This is a genomic window from Synechococcus sp. PCC 6717, from assembly GCF_022698185.1.
GTDB lineage: Bacteria > Cyanobacteriota > Cyanobacteriia > Thermosynechococcales > Thermosynechococcaceae > Thermosynechococcus > Thermosynechococcus lividus.
Genome location: NZ_JAKLTV010000016.1, coordinates 17,717 through 31,493, shown reverse-complemented (window position 1 = coordinate 31,493; position 13,777 = coordinate 17,717). Strand labels below are relative to the sequence as shown.

The following is a 13,777-nucleotide window of genomic DNA, read 5'->3' as shown; positions in this document are numbered from 1 at the left end:
GCTCTTCCGATCTGCGTTGCTTCGCTTTTCCCTTGAGCTGTCACCCACAACTTAATGCGGGTGGGGGCAGTCAAAGACCCCCTACTCACCTCAAGCATTTCCGCTATTGGGACTACGTTTATGTTTCGGTTCGTGGTTTCGCGCTTTTCAACACTAGCCAATTCGATACGCTCAACATCCTGCCATTGCTTGCAGTGGTTTAGGCTTGCCGCTAAAGCGGTAGTGACTTACTTGCCGGGATTTCTCCGTACTAGGATGTCTCTTCGCGTAGTTGATACGCCTACTTTCCACGTCTCTAGTTTAACACATAGAGAGGGCTAAAGCCCCCTGAGTTGGCTGTATCCCCTCGCTAAAGCGGAGGGGTTTTAGCCCGCCCACATCACTCCTATAAACAACAAAAGCAGTTCCCCATTGCTAAACTTCACACTGTGAGGAACTGCCACAATTAAGAACGTTATAGGTAATGAGGGCTGTAATTGCTTGCGTTGCTCCAGCGAGCGGCTATTTGTACAGCTCTGCTGAAAGTCGAAACGCGAGTACTGCGGGGAGGAGGGCAATTACAAGGGCAATATAAACTTGGGTATCGGTCAGTGCCATGAACGACTCCTTAAGGTACAAACGAATGGGCGATCAAGTGCTGTACTTATTAGTCCATAGGAGCTAACCTTTGGCAACGGTTGCTCATAGTTTGTAACATTTACTCAGCGGTGGGGGTTGGGGTGAACCACCGGCGCGGCAGTAGGGTTACGCCTGTGCCGATCAGCGTTAATACACTTAACCCCACGGCCAAAATATAGAATGGACGACCCGCCTCACCCCAGTAGGTGCCTTGGTGCAAGCTCAGGAAAATCGCTGCCTGTTCCTTCGATAGCCCTAGCCAATTGCGCCCTAAGCGATAGGCAATGCCAGTGGTGGCACTGATGAACAGGGGGAGCGCCGCCACACCAGCAACTAGATGATGAACCTGTCGTGCTGTTCCCTTCGCGGGTAGCGATCGCCCCCACAGGAGCACTAGCCCAGTTGCCAGAATGGCCAATACCCCCAGACCAACGGCTAGGACGTAGATGGGGATCATCCATTCACCGAGGTAACGGCCTTCGTGCAACGTCATCATGACGCGGCCAAAGTCCTTAGATAGCCCCAGCCAACTACGCCCCAAGCGATGCGCCAGACCAGTGATGGCACTAATCAAGAGTGGGACGCAGAAGATCAGCACCATCCGTTGATGCCATTGACTCCCCCACCGGAGCAGTTGTTGCTTTAGGGAACTCACGGCGAACCTCCCACGACGGCAGTGGTATGCACCGGCAGCGTTAGGGTAAAGGCGGTGCCATGATCACTATCGGCAGGGKAGGGACTGATGACGTTTAAGCTGAGATTGTAGGGGCGCAGCAATTCTTGGGCGATCGCTAGGCCTAACCCTGTTCCTTCCACCTCGCTGTCTGATTGCACACCGCGATAGCCACGGGTAAAGAGGTGGGGCTGCACCGCTGCTGGGATGCCACAGCCGTTATCCCATACCCTCAACTCCACACTCTCAGCCATCACCGTGAGGCGCAAGCCAATGGTACTGCCCGTTGAGGTATACTTGAAGGCATTATCCAGTAAGTTGCTCACGACCTCTTGGCAAACCCGCGTATCCAGCCATAGGGGAGGCAGCACGTCCGGTATCTCAACCGCAAAGGTTTTGCCTTCCATTTCTGCGCGGGCTTGTGCGGCTTCAATGAGGGGGGCTAGGGCGACCCGTAGGTCTATGGGGGTTCCCACTAAGGTCAGCGGAGCCGCAGCGCTGAGGGCAGGCAGGTCAGCACGCTGTTGGCGATAATCATTCAGGAGTGCCATCAAGCGTTCCGTTTCTTTGGCAATCCCCTCCGCAAGAGAACGACCACGATGGCTAGGTTCCAGCTGTTTGAGCAACAGCTTGACAAAGGTGCGAATTGCCGCAACTGGATTACGCAGTTGGTGGAGGACATTTTCAAAGTGCTGCTGCTGCTGATCAAGGGCGGTGCTGGAGTGGCTTAGCCACTGCTGTCGCTGATCCAAAACACAGGCGATCGCCAAGGTTTGGGCGACTTGTTGTAACTGTTCTCGCTCCGCTGCCAGCCAAGGCTGCTGCTCCCGTTGCGCCACCAATACCCCCAAGACCCAGTTTTGGTACATCAAGGGCAATAGTAATTGATTCGCCAAGGAAGAAAAGAGTTCAACAGGTGGTAACGCGGAGGAGCCTGTCAATGGTGCCGCAGGAAGAGCCAACGCGGATGACAGCGCCAAGGGTGAGGGGGAGTCAGGATAGACGACGACGGGCGACCAAGAGGGGCGATCGCTGAGGGTTTCACTGAGATACACTGCCAGTGAGGAGGCACCCAAGGTCGTGACAACCAGCTTGAGTTGAGTGCGACACAGAGCCACAAATTCTTCACTGGCAGGCGAGAGCATTTAGGAGGCACCCTCAGAGCGACTTGACGAGTGGGGCAGCAGTGCCTGAAAGTCACCGACCCCTGCTGTGTACTCTTCCAATAATTGCTTTTCCATAGGCAGCAAGTTGGGATCAAGATCGGTGTCTTGCTCCTTCAGGGTTTCTTCAATGAGAGCCATTTGCCCCTCCGCCTCACTCAGGGCGGCTAATAGCTCGGCGTTGACTGGCACGTCCCCAGTTTGGCTAGCCAATGTCTGGTAGCGATCGCGCAGGTCATTGATCTCCTGCTGCATGGCTAGCTTTTCGGCACTCAGTTGCTCAGCCATTTGCTTGTAGTACTTAAAGGCCATCAGGAACGGCACAAGCCGCTCCCGCAGGGTCATATGATCAATATCTAGTTTAGTATAGCGCTCCGCCAACTGGCTGTAGGCTTGGCAAAGACGTAGGTAGCGTTGACTAAGATTATCCATAGGTGATTCTAATTTATGACTGCTGATGCGCTACCCCCCTATCATAGACGGGCAACTCGTTGTTCACCATTGTCGCGGCTTAACAAACTGCAACAATGTAACGTAGATTACGAAATTCTCAAGTTTTGAGGGGCTCGCCTTGGCTGACAATGGCCAGCGCCCAAATTGCCATTGGCCGCAGGTACATACAGGCTCGAAAGGTGCCCTCGGCTGTAATGGCTTCTGGGGTCCGAAATTGCAGGCCATGTTCATAGACCTGCTGCACAACAACCTCCGCCACTCGCCAGGCTTCTGCGGTCATGCCACTCTGCCACAGAAACGCCGCCAAGCCAAAGTTAATGCCGATCCACACTTCTAGGGGATGGGTGGCGTGGGGATCTTCGGGCTGGCCGTTAGGCAAAAGGCCATTGGCTGCCCCCACGGTGCCGTTGTGAAACTGCAAGAAGCAAGTATTGTAAATGGTTTCCAGAGCCTTACGGGCACACTCGGGCGGCACAATATCTGGCAAGCCCAAAAGCTTGGCGTAAAATTGGCCACAGAGTTGATCCGCCATTACCACCTCAGAGCCGCTACCCGTGTCAAGGCGGTAGTACGCACCGTTCCACAGCAGTGCATGGTAGCGGGGGCGCGCTTGTTGCAACCATCGGTCGTAGGTTTTGCCCTCCGGTTGCTCGAGTACCGTGGCCAAGGCGATCGCGGCTTCGAGAGCCGCCAGCCACAGCCCCCCACAATAGGCGCTGACCCCTTGTAACCTCCAGTCATCGTAGGTTTGATCTGGAGCACCGCCATTTTCAGGGAGGCCATCGCCATCGGTGTCAAACTGTTTGAGGTAGTTTAAGGCAGCAACAACTGCTGGCCAACACTCGCGGGCAAAATCGAGATCACTGCCCCCCGTCAGCAAAAAATCACGATAGACCAGTAGGACAAAATCGGCAGCGAGGTCTTTCCATAGGTTGCAATCTTGGTAGGCCGTATAGTTGGTGCGCTCCCACGGGTGCTCGTTGGGTGCTCCTAGGTCGTGGGGAACGGCATTGGCCACTTTACGGGGTGCTCTGTAGGCCGTTGCTGGATCACCGCGATAAAAATAGCCAATAATCCGCGGGGTGGGGTCAGCGGTGGGAATGGCACGGGCAAAGGCACGCATCACGGTTTTTTCGAGGTCTGGCCACAGGTGCAGCAGGGCAAAGGAACCGTACAGGCGCACATCTAAGCTTTCATACCAGCGATAGTCGAGGCACTCTAGGACAGCAAATTGCCCCAAGGGATCGCGATCGCTAGCAGCACTCCACAACGTCCCGCCACTACTGAGGACGTACAACTCATTGCACAGCGCCATTTTGAACCAGTCCGGCCAGTGGGGGTGTTCTAGAATGGGTTGTTGCCAACTGCGAATCTGCTGTTGCCACTGGCGATAGTGCTGGAGGCCGCGGCTGGCCAAACGAACCGCATTTTGACCGGAGCGATCGCAAAAGTCGGTATAGCGACGGTAATAGATAATCCCTGCACCAAACTCCGTTACAGGTAAATCCCAGGCCAACACCACTGGCAGTTCGGTGGTCTGCCCAGGGGCTACGGTGAACCGTAGGGCAAAGGCAGCGGCTACTTGCTCTGACGCGTGGGCAGGGGTGGTGTCGGTGTAGTTGGGAAGCGAGCCATCCTTGGCAAAATACTGCCAGAGGTCGGCTCCATCGCCATCGGGGTTCCAGCGGCTGTGCCAGAAACATTCCCCCACTCCCGTCGGCACAAGGGCGGCCCATTCTCCATCCCCTTCCTGCGGTGGGGTGGCATGGGGCGATCGCCGCAGTCGCCAGCCATGGTACTGCTCCGTTTGCAGAATTTCATTGAAATTCCCCTGACTGTGCCGCCAGCGGGGGGTATAGGTATAGACGGGGCTGCCATCATCGCGGATCTCAATGGCGGACGAGGGGGTCGCATTCGTAAACCAGCCCACCATGTTCTGCCATGAGAACATTAAGCTAAGGGTGATAGGCTGTGCGGTAGGGTTGTGAAACTGCCACAGAAACACTGCCAACGGATAACTGGTCTCTTGGTAATTGTGGGGCAGAATCGGCGAAAATTGCTCACAACTGACGTCGGTGCTAAACACACCATCGTACACAAACCCACTGCGGGGATAGCGAGCGCTATACGTCCCCTGACCGGCGGGATACCACTGCCACGCTGCCAAGGTACCGTCTGCTGGTGGACTACCGAGGGCATAGGCACCAGTTCCCTGCTCAAACAGGCTAAATTGACAGGCGGGAACCGTTTGAAACAGGTGTTCACCGCCATCTAAATGCCAAAGGTTAAAGTCCCCTGCCGAAGAGCGACCAATACAGCCCGCCCCAAACCCCCCAAGGGGCATCCCATGCCATGGTCCATCGTCAAGATTACTGACATAGCGGACGCGGTACGGAGTCTCCCATCCATGGGCGATCGCCCGACTCCATGCACAATTAGCCACGTCAATTACGCTGTTTTCCACACCTGTTGCCCATCTGGTAGTAACGTCGGCTCCATAATCATAAACCCCCTAGTGAGTTCCTAGGGGGCAAAAGGAGTCTTAGTCTGAACGCAAGCATGGGGGCAGGCATTCCCCCTGAGGCTATTTTATTTAGGAACCAGCCACCAAGTTATTTGGTCTCCGAGAACTCCGCATCAATGACATCATCACCACCGCTGCTAGAGCTACTCCCTGTACTGCTGGCGCCACCGGTGGCAGTGCTTGGCTCACCGCTTTGATAGACGCTCGCACCGATGCTGTAGAGGGTTTGTTGTAGCTCCTGCATCAAGGATTTAACCCGCCCGAAGTCAATGGACTCCACTGGTTTCTTCTCGGCCTCGCTGCCAATTTCCGAGCGCAGGTTGGCAATCAGCGCCGTGAGCTTGTCCTTATCCCCACTGGAGACTTTATCCCCAATTTCGGCGAGTTGTTTCTCGGCTTGGTAGCAGAGTTGCTCTGCTTGGTTCTTGGTTTCGATTTTCTCGCGCTTTTCTTTATCAGCGGCGGCATTCATTTCTGCTTCGCGCACCATCCGCTCAACGTCTTCCTTCGGCAGAGTCGAAGCGCCGGTAATGCTAATGGACTGCTCCTTGCCCGTTCCTTTGTCGCGGGCTTTGACGTTCAGGATACCGTTGGCATCAATGTCGAAGGTGACCTCAATCTGGGGCACACCACGAGGTGCAGGTGGAATGCCATCCAGACGGAAGGTGCCTAAGCTCTTGTTATCGGCGGCCATTTCCCGCTCCCCTTGCAGGACGTGAATTTCCACGTTGGTTTGGCCATCCACCGCCGTAGAAAAGACTTCGGATTTTTTGGTGGGGATTGTGGTGTTGCGAGGAATAATTTTGGTCATCACCCCGCCAAGGGTTTCTACCCCGAGGGAGAGAGGAGTCACATCCAGCAGTAGAATATCTTTGACTTCACCCGCGAGTACCCCAGCTTGAATGGCGGCTCCGACGGCAACCACTTCATCGGGGTTGACGCTTTGGTTGGGTTCTTTGCCAAGGGAGCGTTTCACCAGTTCCTGAATCGCCGGAATTCGGGTTGACCCTCCCACCAACACGACTTCATCAATTTGGTCTTTGCTGAGTTTGGCATCTTTGAGTGCCTGCTCTACGGGCACCCGGCAACGCTCAATTAAGTCGGCGCAGAGTTCTTCAAATTTGGCTCGCGTCAGCGTCATGTCAAGATGCTTAGGCCCATCTTGGGTGGCGGTAATGAAGGGTAAGTTAATTTCTGTTTGGGTAACGCTGGATAGCTCGATTTTGGCTTTTTCGGCAGCTTCTGTGAGCCGCTGTAGGGCTTGCTTGTCTTTGCGCAGGTCAATGCCTTCTTGGGCACGGAAGGACTCCGCCAAAAAGTCCACGATCTTTTTGTCGAAATCGTCTCCACCCAAGTGGGTATCCCCGGAGGTGGCTAGGACTTCAAAGACGCCATCGCCAACTTCGAGGATGGAGACATCAAAGGTACCTCCACCCAAGTCAAACACGAGAATGGTTTCGTTACTCTTGCGATCCAAACCGTAGGCCAGTGAAGCGGCGGTTGGTTCGTTGATGATGCGCAGCACCTCAAGACCCGCAATGCGCCCGGCATCTTTGGTGGCTTGGCGTTGGGAATCGTTGAAGTAGGCGGGTACGGTAATCACCGCTTGGGTTACCTCTTCGCCCAAGTATTTGCTAGCATCATCCTTCAGCTTGCGCAGGACTTGGGCAGAAATTTCTTCGGGGGCAAATTGCTTGCCTTGGGCGGGGCAGTCTAGTTTGACATTGCCGTTGACATTCAAAACTTTGTAGGAGACTTCAGTGGTTTCGTGGATCACTTCATCGAAGCGACGGCCAATGAAGCGTTTCACTGAATAGAAGGTATTCTCGGGGTTCATGACCGCTTGCCGTTTGGCGATTTGACCCACGAGGCGATCGCCATTTTTGGTGTAGGCGACAACGGAGGGGGTTGTCCGAAACCCTTCAGCGTTGGCAATAACCGTAGGCTTGCCCCCTTCCATAACGGCCACACAGGAGTTGGTGGTACCAAGGTCAATTCCGACAACTTTTGCCATAGCGACTAAGACTCCCTTTGCAGGCTAACTTCGATCTGGGGCACAACACCCATACTGGGTTTAACCCTCTCTTTATCCATAGTGCGATCGCTTCCCCAAGTAGCAAAAGGGGGATTTACCGAACCTAGGCGGGGTGGGTGGGGGTGTAGGGTAGTGGATCGGTTAGACCCAAGGCCGCAAAGGCTGCCAAGCGCAAGCGACAGGCATCACAGCGACCGCAGGCCCGTGCTGGCTCGTGAGTGCCGCCGTCACTATAGCAAGACCAAGTTTTCTCCCAAGGTACGCCATACTCATTGCCGAGGCGAATAATATCGGTCTTGTGCAGATCAATTAAGGGACAGATGATCTCGATGGGGTTTCCTTCGCGCCCCTGCTTGGTACCAAGCCGATACACCTCGGCCATGGCTGCAATATAGTCAGGCCGACAGTCTGGATAGCCCGAATAGTCAAGGGCATTCACGCCAATGTGAACCGATTGGGCATGGATGGCCTCAGCGTAAGCAAGGGCAAAACTCAGAAAAATAGTATTGCGGGCGGGCACATAGGTCACCGGAATCTCTTGGCTCATGGTGCTAAGGTCGCGATCGCAGGGCAAGTCAATGGTTTGATCAGTAAGGGCTGAGCCACCCCACAGCCGTAAATCAAACTGAATGACGTGGTGCTGTACCACCCCCGCCGCTGCCGCAATGGCGATCGCTGAGGTTAACTCCTGCTGATGGCGTTGCCCATAGTTAAAGGAAAGGGCATAGCATGCATAGCCCAATGCCTTAGCACGAAATAACACCGTGCTCGAGTCCAAGCCGCCCGAGAGCAACACCACCGCCTTTTTAGTCGTCATTGGGTTCGTCAAGCAATCACTAAAAACTTTACATTTGGCAATGCTGTGGTAGCATCTTTCTGAAAATGCTACTTCAGTGGTGGCCAACGCCGAATCATTCCACGGTTGCGTTTAAGGGGTAAATGAGAGGAGTGAAACAACAAACGATGAGTTCTGCCGTCCGTCCCCAGCCCGACCCGCTGCGCATCGGTGTCATTGGTGTTGGCAACATGGGTCAGCACCACACCCGTGTTTTGAGTTTACTCAAAGATGTGGAATTAGTGGGGATCTCCGACCTCAACCTGGAGCGCGGCATTGATACAGCCAGCAAGTACCGAATTAAATTCTTTGAAAACTATATTGATTTATTGCCCCACGTCGATGCCGTGTGTATTGCAGTGCCCACACGATTGCACCATGAAGTGGGCATTACCTGTCTGCGCTATGGGGTTCATGTACTGGTGGAAAAACCCATTGCCGCCAGTATTAGCGAAGCTGAGTCCTTGGTGAATGCTGCGGCGGAGTGCCAGTGCATTTTGCAGGTAGGTCACATTGAGCGGTTTAACCCTGCCTTCCAAGAGCTGAGTAAGGTACTGCGCACTGAAGAAATTTTAGCAGTAGAAGCGGATCGCATGAGTCCGTACTCCGATCGCGCCAATGATGTGTCTGTGGTTTTGGACTTAATGATCCACGACATTGATCTGTTATTGGAGCTAACTAGCTCACCCGTGGTACGCCTAACGGCTGCGGGCAGTCGCTCTGCGAATTCTGGGTACCTAGACTATGTAACGGCCACCCTAGGGTTTGCCAACGGCATTATTGCCMCCCTCACCGCCAGTAAGGTGACCCATCGCAAACAGCGGCGTATTGCGGCTCATTGCAAAAATTCGCTGACGGAAGCCGATTTCCTCAAAAACGAAATTCTCATCCACCGCAAAACCACCGCTAGTTGTAGCGCTGATCACGGCCAAGTGCTGTATCGGCAGGATGGCCTCATCGAGAAGGTCTATACCAGTAACATTGAACCCCTGCACGCTGAGCTAGAGCATTTTGTGAACTGTGTGCGGGGTGGGCAGCCCCCCTCAGTGGGTGGGGAGCAGGCGCTCAAGGCACTCCGCTTGGCCAGCCTCATTGAGCAGTTGGCGCTGGATGGCCACAGTTGGGGGCAGTTGGATGCATCCCTCTCAACATTGACCTATGCTTGAGCTACCTTGGAAAAATCCCAAAGCTAACTAAGGCAACCACGATGGGCGAAGAACAGCAATGGTCTCGGGAGACAGGCCTCCGTGAGGCAAACACCGCGGCGTTACGCTTAAGTAAAGTTCTGGCTGCTCGCAGTCGTTGGCAAACCCTGTGGATCTCGTTGCGCACTGCCTTAACACCAGTAACTATCCTTGTGGTGCTGGTGGCGTGGGCGTTGGATTGGGATGCGGTGGGAGTGGCCGCTGCTTTGCTGTTGGGGGTGTTCAGTTTCCCCATTGTTTGGCACTCCACCTATCACTGGTTTACAGAAGATTTAACGGCGCAACAACGGCAGTTCATCTTTGCTACGGTGGGGCTGAGCTTAACCGTCTTGGCGCTAATTGGCATGACCGGCGCGATGGACTGGATTCGTGGTCGCTTTCAAGGCACCAATTGGGATGCGGTGGGTGCCCTAGCAGAAGGCTTTGGTGCCTTGGGTCAAATTTTAGTGGCACTGCTGGCGGCCTACGTGGCATGGCGGCAGTACGTGATCTCGCGGGACCTCACTACCCAACAAAACCGGATTACCCAACAGCAAACCATTGATAGCTATTTTCAGGGCATTTCTGACCTTATTTTGGATGACCAAGGGCTATTGGAGGACTGGCCCCCTGAACGAGCGATCGCCGAGGGGCGCACGGCGGCTATTTTGGCAGGCTTAGATGCCGAAGGTAAAGCAAAAATCATTCGTTTTCTCTCAGGGGCAAAGCTGCTAGCTCCTTTGAAGCGCGATCGCCGCCTAGGGCGAGCAATTTTTGATGGCTTAGGCGGTTATGAAGAAGATATCGAGTATGGCGTACGGGTCATTAACCTAGGCAGTATGCTAGCGGGCACCGATCTGAGTGGCACCGATTTGCGCTGGACGGAGTTAAGTGATGCCAACCTCACAGGAGTGCAGTTCCGCAATTGCAACCTCACCCGCGCTAATTTGGCCGGAGCTATTTTGCAAGGGGCAGACTTCACTGGCGTGGATATGAGCCGAACTCGCTTATTTTACGGTCCGGTGGAGCAAGCTAGCCCTCGCGATCGCCTCAATCCACCGAATTTTCGGACGGGTGCCTATACTGGTGCGGTGGTGGAAGATGTCAATTTTAGTAATGTCAAAAACCTTTCCGAAGAGCAGCGCTACTATTGCTGTGCGTGGTGTGGCAGCCGCGCTCGCGAAACCATTCCTGGGGGGTGCGACGGCATTCCTAACAAATTGGGACGCTGACAACGTCAATCAAGAGACAGGCTCTGTCCTTTAGGACGGAATGGTCTAAATACTTTACTACTTTACTGACGCTCGCCCCTACCTACTTCACCCATTCCATCGAACGCTCCATTGAGGGTAGTGATTATAATTGAGGGCAGATATTGTTCTTAGTTGGTCTTCTTCTGATAGCTCTGTCCGTATTGCATCTGAAACAGTATTTCTCTAAGTTTGCAGTCCTCACTTCTGAGTTTGGCATTTGGGCGCAAATTTTGCGATGAGTGTAGTCATGAATAACAGTTAGGAGAACCCATCATGCATTCTGAGACCGTCAAATCTGAGGTAAAGACCCAGCTTGCATCATTATATGAGACGGACTACCAGTGCTGGTTAAATGCAACTGTTGCTCAGTTAAAAGTGCGAGACTTCGATAACCTTGACCTAGAAAATTTAATTTAGGAGATTGAGAGCTTGGGAAAAAGCGAGAAACGAGCGATTTCTAGCTATTTAATGCGATTATGTGAGCATTTTCTTAAACTAAAGTATTGGGAATCCGAACGAAAAAATTGTTTCCGAATTTGGAAGCTTGAAGTTGCCAACTTCGGCTTAAAAATTCAAGCCATACTCAAAGATAGTCCCAGCTTAAAAAATTATCTTAGTGAGAACTTTGACCTAGAATATCGCAATGGCAGAAAAAAAACTGTTTCTCAATGCAAGTGAGTTGAATGCTAACATGATTCCACAAGAGCCAGAGTTTACCTTAGAGCAGGCTCTAGATGAAGATTGGCTTCGCTGGCAACCCGAATAGTTCGTAGAACAAACTTTAGATCCCTCTCTAGCTAGAGGTACAGGCCGCAATCAAACCAGCTGCACCGCCGCTGACAACTTGAATAGGGACTTGTAGAGCGTCTGCCACCGTTTCAAGGGAGAGATCATCTAAAAAAACAGCCTCATCGTGTTTGAGCATGATACTCGGCAGTAGTAGGCGATCGCCCAAGGGTTTTCCTTGTAGGTGATAGATTAAGTCATGGCCTGTGAGTAATCCAGTAACCGTCATGGCTTGCCCCCAGTAATCACTAGCTAGCGGGTAGAGATCAAGGCGAAGGTTCTGAATTTGGTTGAGACGGGTTACAAGGGGCTGGAATGCCTCGCCGACCGCATTACCCACCACCCAGCTTAAATGGCGCGCTGTCGGCAAGCGGGTGGGTAAGTCGTGGCTGTGGGCGGCAAACTCTTCTAAAAACAGACGAATCGTACCCACACCGTTACTCAGTTGTGGATAATCTTGGTAATGGGTGGCAGGAGGCAGCGGTCTGCCAGCGATTAAAAACCACTCATCTGCCAGCCAGACAAAGGGGGTACCCCATTGGCGCTGAAAGTGCTCCTGAAGAGCTTGTACCTGCCGCAAGACGGTGCGGGCATCATCAGGGGTCACCGGTACCAGTTCATCATCAGCGGGGCGAAAGCGGGTTAACCCCACGGGTACCACCGCAACCGAAAGAACCGTCGGCCAATCTGGGTGGTAAAAGCTCGCTAAATCCCGCAGGGTTTGCTCAAGGCACTGCCCGTCATTAATGCCCGGACACACCACCACTTGGGCATGGAGTTGCAATCGTTGTTCCTGAAACCAAGCAAGCTGTCGCAGAATCTCGCCAGCACGCGGATTTTTGAGGAGGCGTTGGCGAACGCTGGCAACCGTTGCATGCACAGAGACATACAGGGGCGACAGGCGCAGCCGGGCAATCCGTTGCCACTCTGGTGCCGTGAGATTTGTCAGCGTGAGGTAGCTACCGTAAAGAAAACTTAGGCGATAGTCATCATCCTTGGCATAGAGGCTCTGCCGCTTGCCGGGTGGCTGTTGATCAATAAAGCAAAAGGGGCAGCGATTGTTGCACTGGAGCAAACCATCAAATAGAGCTGTGGTGAACTCCAGCCCGAGGTCATCATCCGCTTCCTTCTCAATTTCTAGGGTATAGGTTTGACCGTCTTTACCAAGGACTTCTAGCGTTAGCACCTCATCTGCGCACAGGAAGCGGTAGTCAATGAGATCGCGGGGGCGCTCGCCATTGATAGCTAACAACGCGTCCCCTGGCTCAAAACCAAGCTCTGCAGCAATCGAGTCCGGTTCCACGCGACTGACAATAGCGGGATGCACAGGACGATGATTCATACAATGGTTGGGTATATCTAAAAAAGCAAAGATTGTCCCCTCTGAGCAGGCATACCCTCCCTCCGACCACAATAATTCTAGACTTTATTTTGTGGGTGGTTTTGTGGGTACCGCCCTAGAACTGCGGCAGTAACCTTGTCTTGGGGAGCGAATACAATGATTGTATGCTGATTTGCAAATTCACAGCCAACCCCAAACTCAATAACGTAAACGTATCAATCAACATCGCTGGACTACGACGGTGAATGTAGCTGTTATTGGTGCCACCGGCCGCACCGGCCGACGGATTGTTACTGCCCTACAGCAGGCGGGTCACTCCCCCATTGCTGTTGTCCGGAACCTAACGAAGGCGCAGCAGCAGTGGCCTAATGGCGGTGTCGATATTCGCCTAGGGGATGTTACCCAACCCCAAACTCTAGGGAGTGCTCTGAGCAATTGTGAAAGTATTATTTGCGCCACAGGGGCAAGTCCCAGCCTCAACCCCTTAGACCCCTTCAGTGTAGATTATCTCGGCACCAAAAATTTAGTGGATGCTGCTAAGTACAGCGGAGTGCAGCAGTTCGTTCTCGTTTCCTCCCTTTGTGTCTCCCAGTTTTTTCATCCCCTAAATCTCTTTTGGTTAATTCTGTATTGGAAGCAGCAGGCGGAACGTTATTTACAGAACAGCGGTCTGACTTACACGATAGTCCGTCCGGGAGGCCTTAAAGATACAGAGGAGGGTGGGTATCCGGTGATGGCTGCCGCCGACACCCTTTTTGAAGGGAGTATCTCACGCTCACAGGTCGCTGACATCTGTGTTGCTGCCCTTGGCGACGCTGCCGCAAAAAACAAAATTATTGAGGTAGTGAGCCGCGCTGATCAATCTCCCGTGCCTTACTCTGAGTTGTTCCGCTGTATTCCGTGATTTGAGG

At 53.3% G+C, this 13,777-nt stretch carries 13 protein-coding genes and 1 pseudogene; 6 read left to right on the top strand and 8 right to left on the bottom strand.

The genetic code is table 11. From position 1 onward, the window contains the following. On the top strand, positions 1-203 hold a 203-nt coding region (locus L5470_RS08325; protein ID WP_499499347.1), incomplete at its 5' end, for a hypothetical protein. Between the two features lie 298 nt (positions 204-501). Here L5470_RS08325 and psaM read toward each other — a convergent pair. From psaM to queC, 7 genes are all read right to left on the bottom strand, one after another. Then, entirely contained in the window at positions 502-597 is a 96-nt protein-coding gene (gene psaM / locus L5470_RS08320; protein ID WP_099797727.1) for a photosystem I reaction center subunit XII, read from the bottom strand. A gap of 100 nt (positions 598-697) precedes the next feature. Further along, positions 698-1,273 carry a PepSY domain-containing protein gene (locus L5470_RS08315; RefSeq protein WP_448515233.1) on the bottom strand — a complete coding sequence of 192 codons (576 nt, stop codon included), beginning with the start codon at positions 1,271-1,273 and terminating at the stop codon, positions 698-700. Continuing rightward, the gene (locus L5470_RS08310; RefSeq protein WP_499499344.1) at positions 1,270-2,436 is read right to left on the bottom strand and encodes a GAF domain-containing sensor histidine kinase; all 1,167 of its coding nucleotides are present in this window, start codon (positions 2,434-2,436) and stop codon (positions 1,270-1,272) included. The genes L5470_RS08315 and L5470_RS08310 overlap by 4 nt, the downstream gene beginning before the upstream one ends. Beyond that, the gene (locus L5470_RS08305; protein ID WP_099797721.1) at positions 2,437-2,886 is read right to left on the bottom strand and encodes a hypothetical protein; all 450 of its coding nucleotides are present in this window, start codon (positions 2,884-2,886) and stop codon (positions 2,437-2,439) included. Positions 2,887-3,004: 118 nt separating this feature from the next. Next, on the bottom strand, positions 3,005-5,371 hold the full coding sequence (locus tag L5470_RS08300) for a GH116 family glycosyl hydrolase (RefSeq protein WP_499499342.1): 2,367 nt from the start codon (positions 5,369-5,371) through the stop codon (positions 3,005-3,007). Between the two features lie 148 nt (positions 5,372-5,519). Then, positions 5,520-7,445, bottom strand: a complete 1,926-nt coding sequence (gene dnaK / locus L5470_RS08295; RefSeq protein WP_499499340.1) for a molecular chaperone DnaK — start codon at positions 7,443-7,445, stop codon at positions 5,520-5,522. A gap of 124 nt (positions 7,446-7,569) precedes the next feature. Beyond that, positions 7,570-8,283, bottom strand: coding sequence for a 7-cyano-7-deazaguanine synthase QueC (gene queC / locus L5470_RS08290; protein WP_099797715.1), 714 nt, complete (start codon positions 8,281-8,283; stop codon positions 7,570-7,572). A 146-nt stretch (positions 8,284-8,429) separates the two neighbouring features. On the opposite strand from queC, the gene L5470_RS08285 reads away from it, so the two are divergent. From L5470_RS08285 to L5470_RS08270, 4 genes and pseudogenes are all read left to right on the top strand, one after another. Then, on the top strand, positions 8,430-9,467 hold the full coding sequence (locus L5470_RS08285) for a Gfo/Idh/MocA family oxidoreductase (protein WP_499499337.1): 1,038 nt from the start codon (positions 8,430-8,432) through the stop codon (positions 9,465-9,467). Positions 9,468-9,508: 41 nt separating this feature from the next. Further along, positions 9,509-10,717: a pentapeptide repeat-containing protein gene (locus L5470_RS08280; RefSeq protein ID WP_448515239.1), complete on the top strand. Its 1,209-nt coding sequence runs from the start codon at positions 9,509-9,511 to the stop codon at positions 10,715-10,717. Positions 10,718-11,011: 294 nt separating this feature from the next. Next, a pseudogene (locus L5470_RS08275) lies at positions 11,012-11,416 on the top strand (DUF29 domain-containing protein). Next, positions 11,382-11,504, top strand: a complete 123-nt coding sequence (locus L5470_RS08270; protein WP_499499352.1) for a hypothetical protein — start codon at positions 11,382-11,384, stop codon at positions 11,502-11,504. Before L5470_RS08275 ends, L5470_RS08270 begins: the two are co-directional and overlap by 35 nt. Positions 11,505-11,531: 27 nt before the next feature. Here the strand turns inward: L5470_RS08270 and L5470_RS08265 are convergent, their stop codons facing one another. Beyond that, positions 11,532-12,866, bottom strand: a complete 1,335-nt coding sequence (locus L5470_RS08265) for a TIGR03279 family radical SAM protein (RefSeq protein WP_099797713.1) — start codon at positions 12,864-12,866, stop codon at positions 11,532-11,534. Positions 12,867-13,107: 241 nt separating this feature from the next. Here L5470_RS08265 and L5470_RS08260 point away from each other — a divergent pair, with 241 nt between their 5' ends. Further along, positions 13,108-13,770 carry an SDR family oxidoreductase gene (locus tag L5470_RS08260; RefSeq protein ID WP_099797711.1) on the top strand — a complete coding sequence of 221 codons (663 nt, stop codon included), beginning with the start codon at positions 13,108-13,110 and terminating at the stop codon, positions 13,768-13,770. The last annotated feature ends 7 nt before the right edge of the window (positions 13,771-13,777 follow it).

Excerpts from the sequence above, each read along its gene's own strand:
- L5470_RS08265 (WP_099797713.1), bottom strand. The coding sequence starts at position 12,866 with ATGAATCATCGTCCTGTGCATCCCGCTATTGTCAGTCGCGTGGAACCG.
- queC (WP_099797715.1), bottom strand. The coding sequence starts at position 8,283 with ATGACGACTAAAAAGGCGGTGGTGTTGCTCTCGGGCGGCTTGGACTCG.
- L5470_RS08305 (WP_099797721.1), bottom strand. The coding sequence starts at position 2,886 with ATGGATAATCTTAGTCAACGCTACCTACGTCTTTGCCAAGCCTACAGC.
- psaM (WP_099797727.1), bottom strand. The coding sequence starts at position 597 with ATGGCACTGACCGATACCCAAGTTTATATTGCCCTTGTAATTGCCCTC.
- L5470_RS08270 (WP_499499352.1), top strand. The coding sequence starts at position 11,382 with ATGGCAGAAAAAAAACTGTTTCTCAATGCAAGTGAGTTGAATGCTAAC.
- L5470_RS08280 (WP_448515239.1), top strand. The coding sequence starts at position 9,509 with ATGGGCGAAGAACAGCAATGGTCTCGGGAGACAGGCCTCCGTGAGGCA.
- dnaK (WP_499499340.1), bottom strand. The coding sequence starts at position 7,445 with ATGGCAAAAGTTGTCGGAATTGACCTTGGTACCACCAACTCCTGTGTG.